Source organism: Streptomyces sp. NPDC045695 (genome assembly GCF_056432025.1).
In genome coordinates this window covers 77236-99859 of sequence record NZ_JBWKJU010000012.1, presented here as the reverse complement: position 1 = coordinate 99859, position 22624 = coordinate 77236, and the positions used below count along the sequence as shown (strand labels likewise).

At 72.1% G+C, this 22624-nt stretch carries 16 protein-coding genes, 1 tRNA gene and 2 pseudogenes; 16 read left to right on the top strand and 3 right to left on the bottom strand.

All coding sequences use genetic code 11. The features are described 5' to 3' along the window. The first annotated feature begins 153 nt into the window (after positions 1 to 153). The 7 genes from tmk to AC07DU_RS21450 all read left to right on the top strand — a co-directional run bounded on the left by tmk (position 154) and on the right by AC07DU_RS21450 (position 9678). Positions 154 to 3450, top strand: a complete 3297-nt coding sequence (tmk, locus tag AC07DU_RS21480; RefSeq protein ID WP_479112934.1) for a dTMP kinase — start codon at positions 154 to 156, stop codon at positions 3448 to 3450. 71 nt (positions 3451 to 3521) lie between these two features. Continuing rightward, the gene (locus AC07DU_RS21475; RefSeq protein WP_360895037.1) at positions 3522 to 4736 is read left to right on the top strand and encodes a DNA polymerase III subunit delta'; all 1215 of its coding nucleotides are present in this window, start codon (positions 3522 to 3524) and stop codon (positions 4734 to 4736) included. 222 nt (positions 4737 to 4958) lie between these two features. Then, positions 4959 to 6527 carry an alpha/beta hydrolase gene (locus AC07DU_RS21470; protein ID WP_479112932.1) on the top strand — a complete coding sequence of 523 codons (1569 nt, stop codon included), beginning with the start codon at positions 4959 to 4961 and terminating at the stop codon, positions 6525 to 6527. A gap of 217 nt (positions 6528 to 6744) precedes the next feature. Beyond that, positions 6745 to 6818: transfer RNA gene (locus AC07DU_RS21465), tRNA-Thr, on the top strand. A gap of 445 nt (positions 6819 to 7263) precedes the next feature. Continuing rightward, positions 7264 to 7758 carry an N-acetyltransferase family protein gene (locus tag AC07DU_RS21460; protein WP_479112930.1) on the top strand — a complete coding sequence of 165 codons (495 nt, stop codon included), beginning with the start codon at positions 7264 to 7266 and terminating at the stop codon, positions 7756 to 7758. Between the two features lie 56 nt (positions 7759 to 7814). Then, entirely contained in the window at positions 7815 to 8330 is a 516-nt protein-coding gene (locus AC07DU_RS21455; protein ID WP_453371329.1) for a SigE family RNA polymerase sigma factor, read from the top strand. Positions 8331 to 8424: 94 nt separating this feature from the next. Beyond that, entirely contained in the window at positions 8425 to 9678 is a 1254-nt protein-coding gene (locus AC07DU_RS21450; RefSeq protein ID WP_479112928.1) for a hypothetical protein, read from the top strand. A 3-nt stretch (positions 9679 to 9681) separates the two neighbouring features. Here the strand turns inward: AC07DU_RS21450 and AC07DU_RS21445 are convergent, their stop codons facing one another. Both AC07DU_RS21445 and AC07DU_RS21440 read right to left on the bottom strand, forming a co-directional pair. Beyond that, on the bottom strand, positions 9682 to 11451 hold the full coding sequence (locus AC07DU_RS21445; protein ID WP_479112926.1) for a bifunctional 3'-5' exonuclease/DNA polymerase: 1770 nt from the start codon (positions 11449 to 11451) through the stop codon (positions 9682 to 9684). Between the two features lie 380 nt (positions 11452 to 11831). Further along, a complete protein-coding gene (locus AC07DU_RS21440; RefSeq protein WP_479112924.1) occupies positions 11832 to 12638 on the bottom strand; it encodes an NAD(P)H-binding protein in 807 nt (268 codons plus the stop codon). A gap of 81 nt (positions 12639 to 12719) precedes the next feature. Between AC07DU_RS21440 and AC07DU_RS21435 the strand changes: the two genes are divergently transcribed. The 3 genes from AC07DU_RS21435 (at position 12720) to AC07DU_RS21425 (ending at position 14753) form a co-directional block, all read left to right on the top strand. After that, positions 12720 to 13130: a winged helix-turn-helix transcriptional regulator gene (locus AC07DU_RS21435; RefSeq protein WP_360895003.1), complete on the top strand. Its 411-nt coding sequence runs from the start codon at positions 12720 to 12722 to the stop codon at positions 13128 to 13130. After that, positions 13100 to 14311, top strand: coding sequence for a DUF2786 domain-containing protein (locus AC07DU_RS21430; protein ID WP_479112922.1), 1212 nt, complete (start codon positions 13100 to 13102; stop codon positions 14309 to 14311). The genes AC07DU_RS21435 and AC07DU_RS21430 overlap by 31 nt, the downstream gene beginning before the upstream one ends. Before the next feature lie 196 nt (positions 14312 to 14507). Next, the gene (locus AC07DU_RS21425) at positions 14508 to 14753 is read left to right on the top strand and encodes a DUF397 domain-containing protein (RefSeq protein WP_360894997.1); all 246 of its coding nucleotides are present in this window, start codon (positions 14508 to 14510) and stop codon (positions 14751 to 14753) included. Positions 14754 to 14874: 121 nt separating this feature from the next. On the opposite strand, the gene AC07DU_RS21420 is transcribed toward AC07DU_RS21425, so the two are convergent. Continuing rightward, entirely contained in the window at positions 14875 to 15384 is a 510-nt protein-coding gene (locus AC07DU_RS21420; RefSeq protein WP_360894994.1) for an ATP-binding protein, read from the bottom strand. A 387-nt stretch (positions 15385 to 15771) separates the two neighbouring features. Here AC07DU_RS21420 and AC07DU_RS21415 point away from each other — a divergent pair, with 387 nt between their 5' ends. The 6 genes and pseudogenes from AC07DU_RS21415 to AC07DU_RS21390 form a co-directional block, all read left to right on the top strand. Beyond that, positions 15772 to 16632 (top strand): helix-turn-helix domain-containing protein, encoded by an 861-nt coding sequence (locus tag AC07DU_RS21415; RefSeq protein WP_392058334.1) that lies wholly within the window; start codon positions 15772 to 15774, stop codon positions 16630 to 16632. A gap of 86 nt (positions 16633 to 16718) precedes the next feature. After that, positions 16719 to 18176 (top strand): aldehyde dehydrogenase family protein, encoded by a 1458-nt coding sequence (locus AC07DU_RS21410; RefSeq protein WP_479112920.1) that lies wholly within the window; start codon positions 16719 to 16721, stop codon positions 18174 to 18176. A 40-nt stretch (positions 18177 to 18216) separates the two neighbouring features. Then, positions 18217 to 20298: pseudogene (mrdA, locus tag AC07DU_RS21405) on the top strand (penicillin-binding protein 2); the annotation flags it as partial. Between the two features lie 116 nt (positions 20299 to 20414). After that, a complete protein-coding gene (locus AC07DU_RS21400; RefSeq protein ID WP_479036032.1) occupies positions 20415 to 20927 on the top strand; it encodes a DinB family protein in 513 nt (170 codons plus the stop codon). Positions 20928 to 21005: 78 nt separating this feature from the next. Next, positions 21006 to 21764, top strand: a complete 759-nt coding sequence (locus AC07DU_RS21395) for a MerR family transcriptional regulator (RefSeq protein WP_479112918.1) — start codon at positions 21006 to 21008, stop codon at positions 21762 to 21764. Between the two features lie 129 nt (positions 21765 to 21893). Beyond that, positions 21894 to 22517 (top strand): annotated as a pseudogene (locus AC07DU_RS21390) (DedA family protein); the annotation flags it as partial. Positions 22518 to 22624 lie beyond the last annotated feature (107 nt).

The following is a 22624-nucleotide window of genomic DNA, read 5'->3' as shown; positions in this document are numbered from 1 at the left end:
GGGCCGCTTGCGCGGCGGCGCCGCACGCGTCGACCGCGCCGGGGTCCCGGGCGGGCCGCGGGGCGGGAGCCCCGGGAGGGGTGGGGCCGGGGTCACAGCGGACCTTGTCCACAGGCTTCCGCACCCGCCAAGCGCAGCGGATAGGCTGGGCGGATGACGCGAGCCGAGCAGCCGGCGGTCGTGACCGCCCCGGCGAACCCCACCTACGACGAAGCCCTAGCCGCGGATTCCCGCGAGCGTGCGGTGCGCGCACTGCTGCGCACTCCCCGGCTGCGACGGCTGTGGAGCGCCCAGCTGGTGAGCGCAATCGGCGACGCCCTCGCCCTCCTGGTGCTGGTCCTCCTGGCACTCCAGGCAGCGGCCTCCGAAGAGAGCTTCGGCGGCGGGTACCAAGGCGCGGCCCTGGCCGTCGCCGCGGTCTTCGGCGTCCGGATCCTCGCCACCCTGGTCTTCGGCGCGGTCCTCCTCGGCCCCCTCTCCGGGCTCCTCGCCCCGGGCGGCAAGCTGGACCGCCGCTGGACGATGATCGGAGCCGACGGGGTCCGCCTCGGGCTCTTCGTCGTCGCCCCGCTGTGGCTCGACTGGATCCCGGCCCACGCGCTCACCGCGCTGCTGGCCACCGTCTTCGTCTCCGGCGCCGCCGAGCGGCTGTGGACGCTGGCCAAGGAAAGCGCGGCGCCCGCCCTGCTGCCCGCGCCGCCGCCGGAGGGGGCGACCGTGCGGCCGCTCCCGGACCACCTGGACGCGCTGCGGCGCCTGACGCTGCGTACGGCCTTCGGGGCGCTGCCCGTCGCGGCCGCCGCGCTGCTCGTCGCGACCCTGGTCGGCAAGGCCCTCGGGCTCGGCGTGGCCTGGTTCGCCGCGAACCAGGCCGCGCTCGGCTCGTACGTCGCCTCCGGCCTCTTCGCCGCGTCGGTCTCGCTGCTGCTCCCGCTCGTGCTGCCCGCCGCGGCGACCCCGCGGACGAGGTCCCCGCTGGAGGGCCTGCGCGCGCCGAAGGCGGGCGACCGTGCGGACAAGGGCCGTACGGGTGCCATCCCCCTCCTCGTGCTGGCCTGCGCCGCGGTCGCCGCAGCGGTGTCCAGCGCCGTCGCCGTGTCCGTCCTGCACGCCGTCGACCTGGGCGGCGGCCCGGCCGCGTTCGCGCTGTTCGTCCTCGCGCTGGTCGGCGGCACCGCCGTCGGCATCCGCGCGAACCAGGCCGGCAAGGTGCTGCCCGGGCTGTCCCGGCGCCGGCAGCTGGCGCTGGCCATAGCGGTGGTCGGCGTCGCGCTGCTGCTGGCGGGCCTCGTCCCGGACACGGCGACCGTGCTGTTCCTGTCGCTGCTCGCCGGCGCCGCCGCGGGCGTCGCGGCCAACACCGGCCACACGCTGCTGGACCAGGAGACCGAGGAGCTGCGCCGGTCCCGGGTCACCGAGCACCTCCACGCGGCCGTACGGGTCGCCATCGCGCTCGGCGCCGTCATCGCCCCGGTCCTGGCCGCGGTGATCGGCCCGCACCGGCTGACCGGCGCCGAGATCGTCTTCGCGCACGGCGGCGCCGCCTTCACCCTGATGCTGGTCGGCGCCCTGCTGCTGCCGGTCGCCGTGGTGGTGCTGACGAAGGCGGACGACCGCAGCGGCGTCCCGTTGCGGCGGGACCTGCGCGAGGCGCTGCGCGGTGGGGAACCCGTCCAGGCCCCGTCCGCCACCGGGTTCTTCATCGCCCTGGAGGGCGGCGACGGAGCCGGCAAGTCCACTCAGGTCGAGGCACTGGCCGAGTGGATACGGGGCAAGGGCCACGAGGTCGTGGTGACCCGCGAGCCGGGAGCGACCCCGGTCGGCAAGCGGCTGCGCTCGATCCTGCTCGACGTGTCCTCGGCCGGACTCTCGAACCGCGCCGAGGCGCTGCTGTACGCCGCCGACCGCGCGGAACACGTGGACACGGTGGTGCGCCCGGCCCTGGAGCGCGGCGCCGTCGTCATCTCCGACCGCTACATCGACTCCTCGGTCGCCTATCAGGGTGCCGGCCGCGACCTGTCCCCGACGGAGATCGCCCGTATCTCGCGCTGGGCGACCGACGGGCTCGTTCCGCATCTCACCGTGCTGCTCGACGTGTCGCCGGAGGCGGCGCGGGAGCGGTTCACGGAGGCGCCCGACCGGCTGGAGTCGGAGCCGGCGGAGTTCCACCAGCGGGTGCGGTCCGGGTTCCTGACGCTCGCCGCGTCCGACCCCGGCCGCTATCTGGTGGTCGACGCCGGCCAGGATCCGCAGTCGGTGACCACCGTCGTACGGCACCGGCTGGACCGGATGCTTCCGCTCTCCGAGGCCGAGGTGGCCGCGCAGGCGGAGGCCCGTCGGCTCGCCGAGGAGGAGGCGCGGCGCAAGGCCGAGGAGGAGGCGGCGCGCAAGGCGGAGGAGGAGCGGCTGCGCGCCGAGGAGGAGGCCCGCAAGGCCCGCGAGGCCGAGGAAGCGCGTATCAAGGCCGAGGCGGAGGCCGCCCGCAGGGCGCAGGAGGAGCGGCTGCGCGCCGAGGAGGAGGCCCGGGCCCGGGCCGAGGCCGAGCGGTTGCGCCGGGAGGCCGAGGAGAAGGCGCGCGCGGCGGAGCAGGAGCGGCTGCGCAAGCAGGCCGAGGAGGAGGCCCGGCTGCGGGCCGAGGCCGAGGAGCGGCGGCTGGAGAAGCAGCGGCGCGCCGAGGAGGCCCTGCTGAAGGCCGAGGAGGAGCGTCGGCTGGTCGAGGCCGCGACGGCGGAGGCGGCGGCGAAGGCTGCGGCCGCTGCTGCTGCGGCCGCCGCGGCGGCAGCGGCTCCCGTGGCGGCGGCGGCTCCCGTGGCGGAGCCTGCTCCGAAGGTGCCCATGACGAAGGAACCGCAGTACCCGCACCCGGACGACGCGGTGACGGTGGAGACCCCGCTGGTCAAGCGGGTCGTCCGGCCGGACGACGTCACCCAGACCGTGCCGGTGCCCAAGGCCGACCCGGCGGCCGGCCGGGACGGCGCTTCCGTGGCCGCCGCGGAGACCTCGGTGCTGCCGAGGGTCGGCCCGGCCGACGAGACGGCGGTGCTGCCGCCCGTGCGCCCGGACGGCCCGCAGACCGGCGGTCAGAGCGGTTCGCGCGGTGGCGGGAGTGGGAGCGGTAGTGGCCGTGGCACTGGGAGCGGCGCCGGCCAGGCCCGGTCCGCCTCGCGGCCGACGGCCCGGCGCTCCGAGGAGAACCCGGCCGACCGGGTGCCGTCCGACATCTTCCGGGACTCGGGCAACGACGTCCGGGACTCGGGCAACGACCGGACGCGGGAGCTTCCCGTCCTCGGCGAAGACGGCCGCCCGCGCCGCGCTCGCCCGGACTGGGCCGAGGAGACCCCTCTGGACGATCTGCCGACGCTCGCGGACGAGCTGCTGGGGCGCCACCGGGACGACGAGGACGGCGACGACGCCGGACACGGCGAACGCGGGCCGCGCCGCCGCCGCTGACCTCGGCGGAACCGGATTGTCAGTGGCGCCCGCCACAATGGGTGCACGGAGAGTGAAAGGTGGTGGGCGGGATGCCCGTATGGGACGACCTGGTGGGACAGGAGCGGGTCCAGACGCAGCTGGCCGCCGCCGCCCGCGACGCTGACGCCCTGGTCACGGCCATCACGGACGGGACCGCACCGCCCGCGGCGTCCAAGATGACCCATGCCTGGCTGTTCACCGGGCCGCCCGGCTCCGGGCGGTCCACCGCCGCCCGGGCCTTCGCGGCCGCCCTGCAGTGCACGAGCCCGGACCGCGCCCTCGGCGGTGAGCCCGGCTGCGGTTTCTGCGACGGCTGCCACACCGCCCTGATCGGCACGCACTCCGATGTGCAGGTCGTCCGCACCGATCTCCTGTCCATCGGCGTCAAGGAGACCCGCGACCTGGTCCGCCGGGCGCAGCTCTCGCCGGCCGTGGGCCGCTGGCAGGTCATCGTCATGGAGGACGCCGACCGGCTCACCGAGGGCGCCGGCAACGTGCTCCTGAAGGCCGTGGAGGAGCCCGCTCCGCGTACGGTGTGGCTGCTCTGCTCCCCCTCGCTGGAGGACGTGCTGCCGACGATCCGCTCCCGCTGCCGGCACCTGACGCTGCGGACGCCGCCCGTCGACGCCGTCGCCGAGGTGCTCGTCCGGCGTGACGGCATCGAGCCCGCCGTCGCCGCGGCCGCCGCCCGGGCGACCCAGGGGCACATCGGCCGGGCCCGGCGGCTCGCGACCGACGAGTCCGCCCGCTCGCGCCGCGCCGCCGTACTGAAGCTGCCGCTGCGCATCGATGACGTGGGTGGTTGCCTCAAGGCCGCGCAGGAGCTGGTCGACGCCGCCGCCGAGGACGCCAAGCAGGTCGCGGAGGAGGTCGACACCAAGGAGACCGAGGAGCTGCGGGCCGCGCTCGGGGCCGGAGCGGGCGGGTCCGGCAGCCGGATGCCGCGCGGCACGGCGGGCGTGATGAAGGAGCTGGAGGACCGGCAGAAGCGCCGCCGTACGCGTACGCAGCGCGACACCCTCGACCTGGCGCTGACGGACCTCACCGGTTTCTACCGGGACGTGCTGGCGCTCCAGCTCGGCTCGTCGGTGGCCATCGCCAACGAGGAGATACGGCCGGACCTCGACCGGATCGCCCGGGCCTCGGGTCCCGAGCGGACCCTGCGCCGGATCGAGGCGATCATCGCCTGCCGGGACGCCCTCGACCGGAACGTGGCCCCGCTCCTCGCCGTCGAGGCGATGACGATGTCCCTGCGCGCGGGCTGACCCGCGAAGGACTGGCCTCGCGAGGGGGGCGCGGCCTTACACGGGCCACCCCGCCCCGACCGGGGTCCAGGCCCGGTTGACGGGTTCACCCGTACGGGCGGACCGGCCGCCGCGCCGGGACGGTCGCCGTCCGTGTCCTGCCCGGTGCCGTCCGCGGAAGGCGCGCGGGGGACCGGTGCGGGGAGCCGCCTGACCCCCGCCGACAGGCCGTACGCTCCGAGGATGGACACCAGTCGCCTGCTGCGTACCACCGGGACCGTGATCGCAGCCGCCGGGCTGCTGCTCTCCGGGTGCACCTCGGGCGGGCCGGGGGGACCCCGGGCCGCCGCGTCTTCCGCGGGAGGCTCCGGCACGCCGTCGCCGCAGCCGTCCCCCGACGAGGCCGCGCTGCGCCTGTACTACCAGCAGAAGCTGGCCTGGCGGGACTGCGGCGTCCCCGGTTTCCAGTGCGCGACCATGAAGGCCCCGCTGGACTACGCGAACCCCGGCTCCGGCCAGGACGTCGACATCGCGGTGGCGCGCCGGGCGGCCACGGGCCCCGGCAAGCGGCTCGGCTCGCTGGTGGTCAATCCCGGTGGCCCGGGAGGTTCCGGCATCGGCTACCTCCAGGCGTACGCGGGCATCGGCTATCCCGCGCCGGTCCGCGCCCGCTACGACATGGTCTCCTTCGACCCGCGCGGAGTGGACCGCAGCAGCCCCGTCGAGTGCCTGACCGGCCCGGCCATGGACGAGTACACGCAGGTGGACCAGACCCCGGACGACCCGGCGGAGCGGGCCGAGCTGGTGCGCGCCTTCAAGGAGTTCGCGGCGGGCTGCCAGACCCGCTCGCAGCGGATCCTGCCGCACGTCTCCACCGTCGACGCCGCCCGGGACATGGACCTGCTCCGCGCGGTGCTCGGCGACGAGAAGCTGACGTACGTCGGGGCCTCGTACGGCACCTTCCTGGGGGCGACCTACGCGGACCTCTTCCCCCAGCGGGTCGGCCGGATGGTCCTGGACGGCGCGATGGACCCGGCACGGTCCGCGGTGGATCTGAACCGGGACCAGACCGAGGGCTTCGAGACCGCCTTCACCGCCTTCGCCGAGGACTGCGCGAAGCAGCCCGACTGCCCGCTGGGCAAGGGCGGTCCCCGGGAGGTCGCGGCGCGCCTGAAGGAGTTCTTCCACAAGGTCGACGCGCACCCCGTGCCGACGGGGGAGGCGGCCCGTCCGCTGGGCGAGTCCCTCGCGACCACCGGCGTGATCGCGGCGCTGTACGACGAGAGCGCCTGGCCGCAGCTGCGCGAGGCGCTCACCGCCGCGATGAACGGCGACGGGTCCAGCCTGCTGAGCCTGGCCGACAGCTACTACGAGCGCGAGCCGGACGGCAAGTACGCCAACCTGATGTTCGCGAACGCCGCCGTGAACTGCCTTGACCAGCCCCCGGCCTTCACCGGCCCGGAAGCGGTCGAGGCCGCTCTGCCCTCCTTCGAGAAGGCCTCCCCGGTCTTCGGCGAGGGCCTGGCCTGGGCCTCGCTGAACTGCACGTACTGGCCGGTGAAGGCCACGGGCCAGGCGAAGCCGCTGACCGCGAAGGGAGCCCCGCCGATCGTGGTCGTGGGCACCACCCGCGACCCGGCGACCCCGTACAAGTGGGCGCAGGCACTGGCGGCCCAGCTGGAGTCGGGCACCCTGCTCACCTACGACGGCGACGGCCACACGGCGTACGGGCGCGGCAGCGACTGCATCGACTCCTCGATCAACCGCTACCTACTGGAGGGCAAGGCCCCTACGGACGGCAAGAAGTGCTGAGCCGCCGGGCACACCGCTGCGAGGCTCCCGGAACACCTGCGGGACCGGCGCCCCGCCCGGCAGCCAGCCGGTGCCAGATATGCGCAGACTGCCCCCATGGGTGAAGTTCGCCTCACCCGAACAGAACGCGGTTCAGGGCACCCCCTCACACCCTGTAGACTTAGCGCCGCTGCTGATGAGCGCCCCTCTCGAAGGGAATGCTTGTCTAACCAGCGGTGCCGCCTTAGCTCAGCTGGCCAGAGCAACGCACTCGTAATGCGTAGGTCTCGGGTTCGAATCCCGAAGGCGGCTCTGTAGAAGCCCCAGGACTCACTCGCCGTGACCTGGGGCTTTTGCTATTTCCCGGATCTTGCGCCGCCGTCGTGCACGGAGGCATGTGCTGAAGGGCGTCCGTGTTGGTGGGCACGCCCATCGGTGAGGGTCGGTCCCGGCCGTGTGACCGCTTCTGTCGTGCTGGTGACGGCGCTGGTCTCCGCCTGCTCCAGTAGCTCCTTGAGCTCTGGAAGGCCTCCGCTCAGCAACGCCAGCGGACTCTGTCGGCGCGTTTGTTCAACTTCACCCGCTGAGGGCCGCCGTGCTTCACGCGGGCGCCCCGCTAGTGGGGTGCGCGGCGGCGGCGCTCGGTTCTGGGGCGTGAGGAGTTGGCGGGGGTTGCGTGTGGGGCCCTTGGGTTTCCTTGGGGGTGGGCCGCGGACAATGGCTTCGTTGCGCGGGGTAGGAGCTTAAGGAGATCTACGTGGACGGTCAGTCAGCACAGCACGAGACAGCGGGAGTCGACGGCGGGGTCGTGGTGCGGGCCGCTGGGGAGGGGGATGTCGAGGCCGCGGCCGCGTTGTTCCGTGGGTACCTCGATTTTTATGAGGTGGACGTCCAGGACCCCGACGCCCCGCGGGCCTTCCTGGCGGAGCGCATCGCCAAGGACGAGTCGCTCGTCCTGCTCGCCGACGTGCCGGGGGTCGGGACGGTTGGGTTCGCGCAGGTCTACCGGGCGTTTTCTTCGCTCAGCCTGCGGACCGCCTGGATCCTCAACGACCTGTACGTGGCCCCGGCGGGCCGCCGCACCGGCGCCGGCCGGGCGCTGCTGCGTGAGGTGCTGCGCCGGGCGCGCGAGGCCGGGGTGGTAGGCGTCCAGTTGGAGACGGCGTACGACAACACCGTCGCGCAGGGGCTGTACGAGGCGGAGGGCTTCGTCCGCGAGGAGTTCCACGTGTACTTCCACGACCTGGGGTGAAACATTTCCCCGCCGCCGACGCGTCAAGGGGGTGGGACGGACGCGAGGGGGAGCGAATGCGGCAGGGTCGCAGAGACGGGTTCCGCGAATTCGCGGCGGGCAGGTCGGGACATCTGTACCGGTCGGCCTGTCTGCTGGCGAGCGGGGACACCCATCTCGCGGAGGACTTGGTACAGGAGACCCTGGGGCGGATGTACCTGCTCTGGGGGCGGATCTCCCGTATCGACAATCCGGCGGCGTACGCGCAGACCGTGCTCGTACGGGCCTTCCTCACGCACCAGCGGCGCCGGTCGTCGAAGGAGCGCCCGGTCGGGGACTTCCCCGAGTCGGGCGCCTCGGTGGCCGGCGGCACCGATCCGGTGTTGCGGCTGACGCTGCTGGAGGCGTTGGGGCGGTTGGCGCCCAAGGACCGGGCGGTGCTGGTGCTGCGCTACTGGGAGGACCGCAGCGTCGAGGAGACCGCCGACGCGATGAACGTCAGCTCGGCGGCCGTCCGGACCCGCACGTCGCGGGCACTGGCCCGGCTGCGGGACCAGCTGGGCGGCAGTCTCGCGGAGTTCGCGGATCACTGAGGCCGGCCAGTTGAGTTGAGCTGAGTCGAGCCGCCGAGTGGATGCGCTCCGTCCCTGATTCATTCCACCCTTGAAGCGGAAGGTTTGATTCCTCATGCCCCTTGAAGATGAGCTCAGAGAAGCCCTCGGGCGTGCGGGGGACGGTTTCACGCCCGACCGGCAAGCCCTCACCGACGCCGGCGAGCGGCGCGGCCGGCAGCTGGTGGCGCGCCGCCGGGCCGCCGTGATCGGCGGATCCGCGCTGGCCCTGGCCCTGATCGGGACGGCGAGCGCCTACACCGGCGGTCTGCTCGGCGGCTCCGGCGGCTCGGGCTCCGTCGACGTCGCGGCGCCGCCGACCATGTCGAGCGGCCGGCCCGAAGGGAGCGCCGGGCCGAAGCAGCCGGGGGTCGGGACGGGCGCGGTCACCGCAGCGCAGATGATCGCCTTGTTCAAGGAGCTGCTGCCCGGCGGCCAGCTGACCGGCGCCGAGGCGCGCGGCAGCGACGACTCCCCTTACGTGTCCGGCGTGTACGACGACGGAGCGGGCAAGGCGGCGATCAGCCTCGGCCTCTCCCGGGTGGACCCGAACGGCAGCAGCGCCCGTGAGCTGACCCAGTGCGGGGACAAGAGCATCCAGAAGTACGACGACTGCCTGAGCGAGCAGCTGGCCGACGGTTCCCGGATCCTGCTCCACAAGGGGTACGAGTATCCGGACCGCCGGGTGGACACGAAGCTCTGGCGGGCGGTGCTCGTGACCCCGCAGGGCTTCCAGATCGATGCCTCCGAGTGGAACGCCCCCGCCGAGAAGGGCGCGGCCATCTCTCGCCCCAACCCGCCCCTCTCCACAGCACAGTTGAAGGCCCTGGTCACCTCGGAGAAGTGGCATCCGGCGCTGAAGGACCTGCCGGCGGCTCCCCAGGAGCGGGCCCCCCAGGCCCCGCCCAGCGGCCCGGAGGCCGGACCGGTCCTCCAGTCCCTGCTGGCGAAGATGGGCATCGCGGTCGTCTCCCAGGGCGATCAGGGTGATTACGCGTATGCCGTGCTCGACGACGGCAAGGGCAAGTCGATGGTGCAGGTCAACGCACAGCCGAACATGGCGAAAGCGCTGGCCGGTCACATGGAGGGCCCCGACGTGACCACGCTGCCGGACGGCACCAAGGTGAAGATGGAGCAGAAACCGGGCGAGAAGGGCGGCGCCGGGGTGGTCTGGTGGACCGTGGACACCCTGCGCGCGGACGGCTTCCGGGTGGTGGTCTCCGCCTTCAACACGGGCGAGCAGAACAAGCCCGCCACGCGCAAGACCCCGCTGCTGACCATGGATCAGCTGAAGGAGATCGCGCTGAGCCCGCAGTGGAACACCCTTTAGGGATCACTTGGCGTCCGCGTAGCACTCCACGACCGCCGTGGTGAACGGGAACCGGACCGGGGTGTCGCCGAAGGCGATCCGGCCGGCCCGGTCGCCGGCGGCGCGGATCGCCTCCACGACGGCCTCGGCCTCCTCGGCCGGGCAGTGCACGATCACCTCGTCGTGCTGGAAGAACACCAGCTCGGCCCGCATCCCGGCGGTGGCCTGCCGCAGGGCCGCGAGCAGCAGCAAGGCCCAGTCGGCGGCGCTGCCCTGGACGACGAAGTTACGGGTGAAGCGGCCGCGGGCCCGGGTGTTGGTAGAGGCGTAGCTCGGGGTCCAGGCGTCGTCCCGGCCCTGGGGGATGCCGGCCTCGCCGCCTCCCGTGTCGCTGCCGCCGTCGTCGCCTGCGGTTACGCCCTCGCCGGAGTCCTCGTCGCCGGAGCCGGCGGGCGGGGGGCAGGTGCGGCCGAGCCAGGTCCGTACGAGCCGGCCCTCCTCACCGGCCTTCGCCGCGTCGTCCACGTACGCCACGGCCCGGGGGAAGCGCCGGCGCAGCGCGGCCAGGTTCTTCAGGCCGTCCCCGGAGGTCTGGCCGTAGACGGCGCCGAGGACGGCGATCTTGGCCTTGTCGCGGTCGCCGGAGAAACCCTGGCGGGAGACGGCGGTGTAGAGGTCTTCGGGCCGCCCGGCCACCTCCATGAAGGCGGGGTCGCGGGAGATCGCGGCGAGCACGCGCGGTTCCATCTGATCGGCGTCCGCGACGACGAGCCGCCAGCCCGGGTCCGCGACGACGGCCCGGCGGATCACCTTGGGGATCTGCAGGGCCCCGCCGCCGTTGGTGACCCAGCGGCCGGTGAGGGTGCCGCCGGGGATGAACTCCGGGCGGAAGCGGCCGTCGTGGACCCAGTCCGCGAGCCAGGCCCAGCCGTGGGCGGTGTAGATCCGGTACAGCTTCTTGTACGCGAGGAGGGGCTCGACGGCGGGGTGGTCGAGCTCCTGGATCTCCCAGCGGCGGGTGGACTTGAGCTTGATGCCGGCCTCGGCGAAGGCCTTGATGACGTCGGCGGGCAGCTCGGGGCGTACGCGTCTGCCGAAGGCGGCCGAGATCTGGTCCGCGAGCTCGGCCAGGCGCCGGGGCTCCCCGCCGCCCGCGTACCGCTCGCCGAGCAGTTCCGTCAGCAGGGCGCGGTGTACGTCGGCCCGCCAGGGCAGGCCCGCGCGGTTCATCTCGGCGGCGATGAGGAAGGCCGCGGACTCGGCGGCGATGAGCAGGCTCATCCGGTCGGGGTGGGCGGTGGCGCCGATCCGTTTCGCCTGGTCGGCGTGGACGGCGAGGAGGGCGTCCAGGGGGACGGGGGTGGGCTGAGGGTCGAAGAGGGAGTCCTGGGTCCGGGACGCGGCGGCGCGGGGCCCGCGTGGGCGGGGGTCGGGCGGTACGGGGGCGTGGGTGAGCCGGGCCCAGGCGGCGGCGGCCGAGCGGGGTTCGCCGAAGCGGCCCTCGTGGGCGAGGAGCAGCAGCTCGGCGGCCTCGATGTCGTGGCAGCGGTCTACGGGGGCGGGGGCGGGGGCGGGGGCGGGGGTGCCGGTGCCGGGGCTGGCGGCGGCGAGTAGGCGGGGGTACACCGCGGCGGTGGAGCGCCAGATCCAGCGGGTGCCGGGCGGGGCGGCGGCGATCGCCTCGGCGGGGTCGCGGACGCGGAGCCGTGCTCCGTCGGCGGGGTTCACTGGCGCGGCGTGCCACCAGCCGTCGCCGTCCTCGGCGAGGGCCCAGCGTCCGGGTGTTTCGCTCACGGGTGCGAGTGTCCCACCGGGGTCTGACAGAGCCGGGTCGCCGGGCCGGTGCCGTTCGCTGCCGGCCGCGGCGCCGTCGCCGGGGGCGCTGCCCCCGGGCCCCCGCGCCTCAAACGCCGGCGGGGCTGGATGGTGTGGCGGGGGCGGAAGGTGCGGCCGTGCCGGGCCGGAGCCGTTCGCTGCGGGCTGTGGCGCCGTTGCCGGGGGCGCTGCCCCCGGGCCCCCGCGCCTCAAACGCCGGCGGGGCTGGATGGTGTGGCGGGGGCGGAAGGTGCGGCCGTGCCGGGCCGGTGCCGTTCGCTGCGGGCTGTGGCGCCGTTGCCGGGGGCGCTGCCCCCGGGCGCCCGCGCCTCAAACGCCGGCGGGGCTGAAACTGGCGGCTACCGCCGCCGTGCCGACTCGGCGTAGACCTCCAGCGCCGGGCGTGGGGCGCGGCCCAGGAGGTGGGGGAGGGTGCCTGCGTCCGGGGTGGCCAGGAAGCCGGCCGCGATCGTCGAGTACGTGGAGACCAGCATCGGGGTCTCGAACGGGGGCGCGTCCGGGACGGACAGGGCCGCGCGGGCCTCGGCCAGGGAGCCGGGGGCGTAGCGGGCGCCGACCGCCTCGGCCAGGTCCGCGCCGCCCAGGGGGCGGTCGCCGACCAGCTCGTACACCTGCCCGGCATGGGCCTGCGGGGCGAGCGCCACCCGCACCGCCACCTCCGCCAGGTCCTCCCGTGCGACCGCCGCGAGCCGGCCCGTGCCCAGGGGGGCGGTGATCAGGCCCTCCGGGCCCGGCGCGGCCAGCGCGCCCAGCAGCTCCGCGTACAGGCCGTTGCGCAGGACGGTCCAGGCGAGCGGGGACTCGCGCAGCCGGCGCTCGGTCCAGCGGTGGGGCAGCGCGTACGGCAGGTGGTCCCCCGCCTCCGTGAGGCTGGTGTAGACGATGTGGCCCACCCCGTCCCGTTCGGCCGCCGCGATCGCCGCCCCGTGGCGGGCGATGACCTGGTCGTCCTCCCCGTAACCCGCCGAGATGAGCAGGAGCGTGTCCACCCCGGTGAAGTCAAGGGAGTCCGGGTCGTCGAAGTCCACCCGGACCCGGCCGGGCCCCTCCGGCACCCGGGTGCCGAACCGCACCTCCGCCCGGTCCGCCAGCCGCCCCGCGACGAGTGAGCCGAGTCCGCCCGAGGCGCCGGTGATCAAAAGCATGGGAAGTCCTTCTTCCGCGTCGTGGTTGGCTACACGGACATCGTGTGCGGACGGGCGCACGCAGCGTAAGGAGGCACTTTCATGTCAGTAGGGCACACCCGGATAACCACCATGAGCAGCAGCGAGCCGGTCGTGAGTTGCGACGACGACTGCGGCATCCGCGATGTCCTCGACCGGCTCGGCGACAAGTGGTCGGTCCTGGTCGTGGTCGAACTCGCGGCCGGAGTGCGCCGGTTCAAGGAGCTCCAGCGCGCCGTCGACGGCATCTCGCAGCGGATGCTCACCCTCACCGTCCGCCGTCTGGAGCGCGACGGGCTGGTCACCCGGACCGTGTACCCCACCGTGCCCCCGCAGGTCGAGTACGAGCTGACCGAGCTCGGCCACAGCCTGACCCGCCTGGTCAAGGCCCTCGCGGACTGGTCGCTCGCGCACCGCCCGCACATCGAGGCCGCCCGCCGGGAATGGGACGCGAAGGCGGACATGCCAAGCTGAAGGGTGTGAGAGACCTAGCCGAGACCGTCGACCGAGCCTTCGCCGCCGCCCTCTACGCCCAGGACGACGCGGGGCTGGACACCGGGGCCTCGCTGCTCGTCGCCGAGCAGGGGCGCTGGGCCGGGGTCGGGCGGGAGCTGCTGACGCGCGGGGAGGCGTACGTACGGCAGGGCTGGGAGCGGGGCTGGCAGCCGGCCGACGTGCTGCGGCTCGTCCGCCGGGACCTCGACGAGCGGCACGTGCGGATCACGGGGGACCTGATCGCGGCCGAGGCGCGCCGCTACGCCCGGCTCCCCGAGCGGTGGCACGACGCCGAGGTCTGGTGGACGGGCGACGACGCGTACGCCGAACAGCTCGCGCAGCGCGAGAGAGCGGACCGGTTCACCCTGGCGACCGCCTTCCTGGAGGTGCTGCGGCTGCTGATCCGGCTGCCCTCGATCGAACCGGTGGGTCCGCTTCCCGGCGACCCGGTCGACGCCCTCGCCGAGCACGCCCACATCGAGCCGCGGATGCTGGGCCGGATCCGGGCCCTGCTCGCCAAGGCCGAGGCGACCACCTTCCCGGAGGAGGCGGAGGCGCTCAGCGCCAAGGCCCAGGAGCTGATGGCCCGGCACACCGTCGACGAGGCGGTGCTCGCGGCGAGCGGCAAGGGGCCGGCCCAGGTCCCCGCCGCCTGCCGGATCGGCGTCGAGCCGCCGTACGAGGAGGCCAAGGCGGTGCTGCTCGACGCGGTGGCCACGGCCAACCGCTGCCGCGCGGTGTGGAACGGCGCGTTCGAGTTCTCCACGGTGGTCGGCTTCGAGAGCGACCTGGAGGCGGTGGAGCTGCTGTACACCTCGCTGCTCGTGCAGGGCACGGCGGCGATGACGCGGGCCGAGGCCGCCCAGCGTTCGGGCGGGCGCAAGCGGACGAAGACCTTCAGGCAGTCCTTCCTCCTCGCCTACGCCAGCCGGCTCGGCCACCGGCTCGCCGAGACGGCCGAGCACGCGGCCACGGAAGCCCCCGACAACCTGCCGGCCCTGGTGGCCCGCGACGTGGCGGTGACCTCCCGGGCGCAGGAGATGTTCCCCCGGACGACCACGACCCGCCTGCGCGGCGCCACCGACCACGCGGGCTGGGAGGACGGCACGGCGGCCGCCGACCGCGCCCATGTGGGCCGCGGGCGAAAGTCCCTGCCCTGAGGCGATTTCCTGGAACCGAACACCACCGGGCAGGCGACTAGAACAAAGACGTGGGTGTTCCGCCTTTCGGGCGGTCCGGGTGGACCTGTCTGTGATCAACGCACCACCCCGCGTGCACGTGCATCTGCCCGTGCAGCGGCAAGTGAACACAGCTATGATCCGGTGGAGTTGACATCTGCACTATCGGGGGCTTCCTGTGGACCACGCGTACAACGGGATGGCAGGTGCCGAGCTCGCTTCCTTGTATGAGCTGACGTGGCAGAAGAGCAGACACAGCAACTCGCAGGGTTCCTGCGTGGAGTTCGCCAAGCTGCCGGGGGGCGATGTGGCCATGCGCAATTCGCGCTTCCCCGACGGACCGGCGCTCGTCTACACGCCGGCCGAAATAGAGGCCCTGCTCCTGGGCGTCAAGGACGGCGAGTTCGATCACTTGATCGGCTGAGGAACGGCGCATCCATCAAGCCATGCACGTGCACTGGCCGGGACTGATCGCAATGATCGGTCCCGGCCAGTTGTCGTGTTCCCGTATTCCGTGTTCCGTCTTCCGTTTCCCCGGCCGCGGTTCAGTCCTGGAGCAGGAACAGCGCCCAGACCACCTTGCCGGTCAGCCGCCCCGCGAGCGGGTGCCAGCCCCAGCTGTCGCTGTAGGAGTCCACGAGGAACAGCCCGCGGCCGGACTCCAGGTCGATGTTCTCCTCGGTGCGCTCCGGTGAGAAGGCCCCGCCGGGCCGGTCCTCGCTCGGGTCGCGCACCGCGCACACCAGCCGGGTGCTCCACCGCATCAGGTGCAGCCGTACCGACGGCTCCGACTCGGCGTCCGCGCCCCGCGCGTCGTCCGGAAGGGCATGGCGCAGCGCGTTGGTGACGAGTTCGGAGACGACCAGGGCCACGTCGTCGAAGCGGTCGTCGAGACCCCACTGGGACAGGGTCGACCGGCAGAAGGAGCGCGCTCCCCGCACCGCCTCGTAACGGGCGGGCAGGGCGCATGAGGCGGACCCGGAGACGGCCGTGGGGTCGACCGGGGGCAGCCCCTGCCGTAACGGCTCGAGCATGGTCGATCCATTCGTCCCCATGCGAGGCACTCCCGGGATTCGCGGGCGGAGCGGTCAACTCCGTCCAGAAAGAACTGCGGGGTGGTCCGGCTCCGGCGCGAAGAGCACGCAGGTGCGCGGGGACCATCGTTCCGAATGGCGGAGCCGGATGCAAGGGCAGATGCACGTGCACGCGCCGGACCTGTCCGCTCCCGTGACGGTTCTTGCTCATTTCTTCCTACGCATCCCTGCGCACTTCTTTTCCCGGACGCTGGATTCCGTTACAGAACGAGTACGGGCCGATGCGTTTTGGTGGCAGACTGCGGCCTCTGGGTACGGACTTCCCCCACCGGGGAGCCGTGCCGGAGGCTACGGGGGAGCACACGCGCACGCCACGCGCACATCCATGCGATGGGGAGGGCAGTACTAGTGACCGCAGAGGCAAGCGGTTCTGTGGTGCGCCGCATCCTGCTGGGCTCCCAGCTCAGGCGACTCCGAGAATCCCGCGGCATCACCCGTGAGGCGGCCGGCTACTCGATCCGCGCATCCGAATCGAAGATCAGCCGCTTGGAGTTGGGAAGGGTGAGCTTCAAGGCCAGAGACGTCGAGGACCTCCTCACGCTCTACGGAGTCACGGACAGCACCGAGCGCGAGTCGCTCCTGGGGCTGGTCCGCGAGGCCAACGCGACGGGCTGGTGGCACAGTTACGGCGACGTGCTGCCCGGCTGGTTCCAGACGTACATCGGTCTGGAGGGCGCCGCGTCGCTCATCCGGATCTATGAAGTGCAGTTCGTCCACGGTCTGTTGCAGACCGAGGCCTACGCCCACGCCGTCGTCAGCCGCGGCATGCCCGGGGCCACCGCCGCCGAGATCGACCGCCGCGTGGCACTGCGCCTGGAACGGCAGAAGGTCCTCGTGTCCGAGAACGCCCCGGTCTTCCACGCCGTCCTCGACGAGGCCGCGCTGCGCCGCCCGTACGGCGATCGCGAGGTCATGCGCGGTCAGCTGGAGCACCTCATCGAGGTCTCCCAGCGGCCCAACGTGCAGCTCCAGGTGATGCCCTTCTCCTTCGGCGGCCACGCGGGCGAGAGCGGAGCCTTCACCCTGCTGCGCTTCCCCGAGTCCGACCTTCAGGACATCGTCTATCTGGAACAGCTCACCAGCGCCCTCTACCTGGACAAGGACGAGGAAGTGGGGCAGTACGGACGGGCGATGGAGCGCCTCCAGGCCGACTGCCCGGACGCGGACAGGACCAGGGATCTTCTTCGTGGCCTGCTCCAACTGTCTTGATTCGCACGTAGTATGACGCCTGATCAGTGCATGACCGATCGGTCTCCGGTGCAGCGCACGGGTGCGCGCTCGCAGTAAGGGATGGCATGTCCATATTCAGCGACCTGGCTCACCAGTACATCGACGGCGAATGGCTGGCCGGCAACGGTTCGTGGGACATCATCGACGTGAACCCGTACAACGGGGAGAAGCTCGCGGCCATCACCGTGGCCACCGTCGAGCAGGTGGACCAGGCCTACCGCGGCGCCGAGCGCGCCCAGAGGGAATGGGCCGCCACCAGCCCCTACACCAGACGCGCGGTCCTGGAACGCGCCCTGCGGATCACCGAGCTCCGCGAGAAGGAGATCATCGAGGCGATGATCGACGAGCTCGGCGGGACCCGCCCCAAGGCCGAGTACGAGGTCCACCTCGGCAAGGAGTTCCTCCGCGAGTCCATCCAGCTCGCCGTCCGGCCCGAGGGCCGGATCCTGGCCTCGCCGGTCGAGGGCAAGGAGAACCGGGTCCAGCGCCTGCCCGTGGGCGTGGTCACCGTGATCAGCCCCTTCAACTTCCCCTTCCTGGTCACCCTGAAGTCGGTCGCCCCCGCCCTGGCGCTGGGCAACGCGGTCGTGATCAAGCCGAACCAGAACGCGCCCGTGGTCGGCGGCGGCGTCATCGCCAAGATCTTCGAGGACGCCGGACTGCCCGCCGGTCTGCTGAACGTCCTCGTCACCGACATCGCCGAGATAGGCGACGCGCTCCTGACCCACCCCGTCCCCAAGGTCATCTCCTTCGCGGGATCGGATCGGGTCGGCCGGCACGTCGGGGCCGTCGCCGCACGCCACTTCAAGCGCACGGTCCTGGAGCTCAGCGGCAACAGCGCGCTCGTCGTCCTCGACGACGCCGACCTGGACTACGCGGTGGAGGCGGCCCTCTTCAGCCGCTTCGTCTACCAGGGCCAGGTCTGCATGGCCGCCAACCGGATCCTGGTCGACGCGTCGGTCGCCGAGGAGTTCACCGAGAAGTTCACCGCCCGCGTGCGCGGCCTGAGAACGGGCGACCCGCACGACGCCGACACCCACATCGGCCCGCTGATCAACTCCTTCCAGGCCGACGCCCTGACCGCTCTCGTGGACCGGGCCGTGGAAGAGGGCGCGCAGGCGCTCGTACGGGGCTCTACGCGCGGCAACCTCGTCGAGCCGACCGTCCTCGCCGGGCTCCCGGAGGACTCCCCGCTGCTGGGCCAGGAGATCTTCGGCCCGGTGGCCCTGCTGGTGGTCTTCGACGGCGAGGACGAGGCCGTACGGCTGACCAACGCGACCCCGTACGGGCTGAGCGGCGCCGTGCACACCCGGGACGTGGAGCGGGGCGTGCGCTTCGCCCAGCGGATCGAGACGGGCATGATCCACGTCAACGACTCCACGATCGGGGACGAACCCCTGGCCGCTTTCGGCGGCGAGAAGGCCTCCGGCCTGGGCCGTCTGAACGGCGAGGCCACGGTCGACGCCTTCACCACCCAGAAATGGATCTCGGTGCAGCACGGGCGGACCCACTTCCCGTTCTAGACTCGACCGGGCGTACGGCATGCGTCCGGGGGAGAGCAAGTTGAGCAACATACCGGAGACCGGCCGGACCCCTCGGGTCCAGAACCGGCTCGTCGTCATCCAGATCGTGGTCTTCTCGCTGCTGCTCACCCTGGGCGGACGCCTCTGGTACCTCCAGATACGCAATGGCCAGGAGTACACGGACGAGGCGAAGAACAACCACGTCCAGCAGGTCGTCCAGCCCGCCGTGCGCGGCTCGATCCTCGACGCGCGCGGGGTCCCGCTGGCCGACAACGCGACCCACCTCGTGGTCTCCGCCAGCCGTACCGAGCTGCTCACGATGAAGGACAAGGGCAGGTCCGTCCTGACCCGCCTCGCCGAGGTGCTGGGCATGGACGCCCAGGAGGTCATCGACAAGGTCCGGCTCTGCGACTCCAAGACCAAGCAGCCCTGCTGGAACGGCTCCCCCTACCAGCCGATCCCGGTGAGTGACGAGGCCACCACCGAGCAGGCCCTGCAGATCCGCGAGCACCCCGAGGACTTCCCGGGCATCACGGCCGAGGCGACCGCCCTGCGCCGGTACGCGGCCCCGGACCAGGCCAACACCTCCCAGGTGCTGGGCTACCTCTCGCCGGTCACCGACGAGGAGATCGCCAAGGCCAAGAAGTCCGACTCCCCGTACCTGCGCTCCGACCAGGTCGGCCGCTCCGGCCTGGAGCGCACGTACGACAAGGAGCTGCGCGGAAAGGCCGGCGTCACCCGCTACGAGGTGGACAACCTCGGCCGGGTGATCGGGCAGGGGCAGAGCGACCCGGCGCAGCCCGGCTCGAACGTCGTGACCTCCATCGACTCCCGGGTGCAGGCGGTCGCCGAGCGCGAGCTGAACAACGCGATGGTCGAGGCCCGCAAGACGTACGACAAGAACACCCGCAGGAACTACGAGGCCGACTCGGGTGCCGTCGTGGTGATGGAGACCAAGACCGGCCGCGTGGTCGCGATGGCCTCGAACCCGACCTACGACCCGAACGCCTGGGTGGGCGGCATCTCCGCCAAGGACTACGCGGGGCTCACCGACAAGGAGTCGAACTATCCGCTCCTGAACCGGGCGATCCAGGCCCAGGCGGCGCCCGGCTCCATCTTCAAGGTGGTCACCTCGACCGCCGCGGTCAACGCCGGGTACCCGTTCAACAACCGCTATCCCTGCCCCAGCGCGTACTCGGTCGGCAACCAGACCTTCACGAACTTCGAGTCGCAGGGCCACGGCGACATCACCATCGGGCGGGCCCTGGAGGTCTCCTGCGACACCGTCTACTACTCCATCGCGGACCAGGAGTGGAAGAAGGACGGCGGGATCAATCCCAAGAAGACGCCGAACGACTGGTTCTTCAAGACCGCCCACGAGTTCGGGCTGGGCAAGGCCACCGGCATCGACCTGCCCAACGAGGTCACCGGCCGGATCCCGGACCGCAAGTGGAAGCAGGACTTCTTCGAGGCGAACAAGGCCGCCTGGTGCCGCGACGGCAAGAAGAACGGCACCTTCGCCGAGAAGATCGCCTACGAGAACTGCCGCCAGGGCAACCAGCTGCGCGAGGGCGACGCGATCAACTACTCGATCGGGCAGGGCGACACCCTGGTCACCCCGGTCCAGATGGCCTCCGTCTACGCGGCCATCGCCAACGGGGGCACCCTCCACCAGCCCAGCGTCGGCAAGGCGATCGTCAGCGCCGACGGGACGGCCGTCCAGGAGATCGCGCCCAAGGTGCGGGGCAAGCTCCCGATGGACGAGAAGACCCGCGACGACATCGACGAGGCCCTCGCCGGCGTGGCCACCAACGGCAGCGCCGCCTGGCGCTTCGGCGGCTGGCCGCAGAAGCAGATCCCCATGCACGCCAAGACGGGTACGGCGGAGGTCCAGGGCAAGCAGACGACCTCGTGGTTCGCCTCGTACACCGAGGACTACGCGATCATCATGACGATCTCCCAGGGCGGCACCGGCTCGGGCGCCTCGGGACCGGCGGTCCGCAAGATCTACGAGGCGATGTACGGGCTCGACCCGACGGGGAAGCAGGACCTGTCCAAGGCCCTTCTCCCGAAGCCCGCCACCGCCCTGCCGGCGATCCGCCCGGACGGGGAGATCTCAGCCAACTGACGGCCGAAAAACGGATCGAGGACAGGATCTGACCGCAATGGTCCGTAGCGTGTGAGGTGTCAGGAAGAAGCCCCCCGGGGCAACACCCCACACACATGAGGCGGTCGGTCATGGCTCAGGTTTCCACCGAGGTTCCCGGCGACGAGCGCGGCACGCTCCTGTCCTTCGTCGAGGCCCAGCGCACGGCGATCCGCGAAAGCCTGCTCGGCCTGAGCGAGGAGCAGGCCGCGAGCCGCCCCAGCGCCAGCGAGCTGACCCTGTCCGGGGTGCTCAAGCACGTGGCCGAGGTCGAGCTGGCCTGGCTGCGGATGGCGCAGCAGCGGCCGAACGAGCGGCACCGTACGCAGGAGACCCGGGACGAGATGTTCCGCCTGGTCGGGAGCGAGTCCGTCCCGGCGGTCCTGGCCTTCTGGGACGAGGTCCGCCAGGAGACGGAGGCCTTCATCGCCGCCGTCCCCAGCCTGGACGACACCTTCCCGCTGCCGCCGGCGCCCTGGTTCCCCAAGGACGCGAAGGTCTCGATGCGCTGGATGCTCCTGCACCTGGTGGAGGAATTCGCCCGGCATGCCGGCCACGCGGACATCGTGCGCGAGTCCATCGACGGCACCAAGGCGATGGGCTGACCGTCCGGCGGGGACTTGCACCTCACGCGGCGTGAGGGACCACAGTGAAGGGCGTACCCAACCAGAGGAGCGGAAGCGATGGGCTACTCCGTGGGCCAGGTCGCCGGATTCGCCGGAGTCACGGTGCGCACCCTGCACCACTACGACGAGATCGGCCTGCTCTCCCCGAGCGGCCGCAGCCACGCAGGTCACCGGCGGTACGACGACGCCGACCTGGACCGGCTGCAGCGGATCCTGTTCTACCGGGAGCTCGGCTTCCCCCTCGACGAGGTCGCGGTCCTGCTGGACGACCCGGAATCGGATCCGCGGGAGCATCTGCGCCGGCAGCACGCCCTGCTGACCGACCGGATCGCCCGGCTCCAGCAGATGGCCAAGGCTGTTGAGCACGCCATGGAGGCGAAGAAGATGGGCATCAACCTCACGCCGGAGGAGAAGTTCGAGGTCTTCGGGGACAGCGACCCCGAGCAGTACGCGCAGGAGGTCGAGGAGCGCTGGGGCGACACCGAGGCCTACGCGCAGTCCCAGCGCAGGACCTCGTCCTACACGGAGGACGACTGGAAGCGGATCCAGGACGAGGCCGCCGACTGGGGGGCCCGGTACACGGCCCTCCTGGAGGCGGGCGAGCCCGCGGAGGGCGAGCGCGCGATGGACCTGGCCGAGGAGCACCGCCGGCACATCAGCACGTGGTTCTACGACTGCTCGTACGAGATCCACACGGGGCTCGGCGAGATGTACGTCTCGGACGAGCGGTTCAAGCAGCACTACGACGCGATGAAGCCGGGCTTCGCCGAGCACCTGCGGGACGCGATCCTCGCCAACGCGGTGCGCAAGGCGTAGGCGCGGCGCGAGCGGAAGGCCCCACACGGCCCCCCTCCGGTCCCTGGAACCGGGCGGGGGTCGTGTGCGTTGATAATTGAAACCGCCCGCCCCGCCGCACACCCCCTGATCCAGGAGAGCCCGGAACCCGTGTATACGCTTGCGCTCGGCCCTGAGTGGCTTACCCCGGACTACCTGATCTCGCACTTCGGCCTGATCGGCATCCTGGTCATCGTCTTCGCGGAGTCGGGTCTCTTCGCCTTCCTGCCGGGTGACTCCCTGCTGTTCACGGCGGGTCTGCTGGTCGCGGACGGGCAGTACATCAAGCAGCCGCTGTGGCTGGTCTGCACCCTGATCGTGGCCGCCGCGATCATCGGTGACCAGGTCGGGTACCTGATCGGCAAGTTCTTCGGGCCGAAGATCTTCAATCGGCCGAAGTCGAAGCTCTTCAAGCGGGAGAACCTCGACAAGGCGCACGAGTTCATGGACAAGCACGGGCCGAAGGCCATCGTGCTCGCCCGCTTCGTGCCGATCATCCGCACCTTCGCGCCGATGGTCGCGGGCGCCGGCTCGATGAAGTACCGCACCTTCCTGACGTACAACGTCATCGGCGGCATCGGCTGGGGCGCGGGCGTCACGATCGCGGGTTACTGGCTCGGACAGATCGAGTTCATCAAGACCAACGTCGAGGCGATCCTCGTGGCCATCGTGCTCCTCTCGGTCATCCCGGTGATCTTCGAGGTCCTCAAGGCCCGCAAGGAGGGCAAGGCGGCCGACGGCGGGGCTGCGGCCGTCGGCGCGTCCGAGGAGGCCGGCCCGCAGCGCGGCCGCCACGCCAAGCGCTAGACGCTGTGAGGGGGTACGGGGCGCAAGCCCCGGCC

Excerpts from the sequence above, each read along its gene's own strand:
- tmk (WP_479112934.1), top strand. The coding sequence starts at position 154 with ATGACGCGAGCCGAGCAGCCGGCGGTCGTGACCGCCCCGGCGAACCCC.
- AC07DU_RS21475 (WP_360895037.1), top strand. The coding sequence starts at position 3,522 with ATGCCCGTATGGGACGACCTGGTGGGACAGGAGCGGGTCCAGACGCAG.
- AC07DU_RS21470 (WP_479112932.1), top strand. The coding sequence starts at position 4,959 with ATGGACACCAGTCGCCTGCTGCGTACCACCGGGACCGTGATCGCAGCC.
- AC07DU_RS21455 (WP_453371329.1), top strand. The coding sequence starts at position 7,815 with ATGCGGCAGGGTCGCAGAGACGGGTTCCGCGAATTCGCGGCGGGCAGG.
- AC07DU_RS21450 (WP_479112928.1), top strand. The coding sequence starts at position 8,425 with ATGCCCCTTGAAGATGAGCTCAGAGAAGCCCTCGGGCGTGCGGGGGAC.
- AC07DU_RS21440 (WP_479112924.1), bottom strand. The coding sequence starts at position 12,638 with ATGCTTTTGATCACCGGCGCCTCGGGCGGACTCGGCTCACTCGTCGCG.
- AC07DU_RS21435 (WP_360895003.1), top strand. The coding sequence starts at position 12,720 with ATGTCAGTAGGGCACACCCGGATAACCACCATGAGCAGCAGCGAGCCG.
- AC07DU_RS21430 (WP_479112922.1), top strand. The coding sequence starts at position 13,100 with ATGGGACGCGAAGGCGGACATGCCAAGCTGAAGGGTGTGAGAGACCTA.
- AC07DU_RS21420 (WP_360894994.1), bottom strand. The coding sequence starts at position 15,384 with ATGGGGACGAATGGATCGACCATGCTCGAGCCGTTACGGCAGGGGCTG.
- AC07DU_RS21410 (WP_479112920.1), top strand. The coding sequence starts at position 16,719 with ATGTCCATATTCAGCGACCTGGCTCACCAGTACATCGACGGCGAATGG.
- AC07DU_RS21400 (WP_479036032.1), top strand. The coding sequence starts at position 20,415 with ATGGCTCAGGTTTCCACCGAGGTTCCCGGCGACGAGCGCGGCACGCTC.
- AC07DU_RS21395 (WP_479112918.1), top strand. The coding sequence starts at position 21,006 with ATGGGCTACTCCGTGGGCCAGGTCGCCGGATTCGCCGGAGTCACGGTG.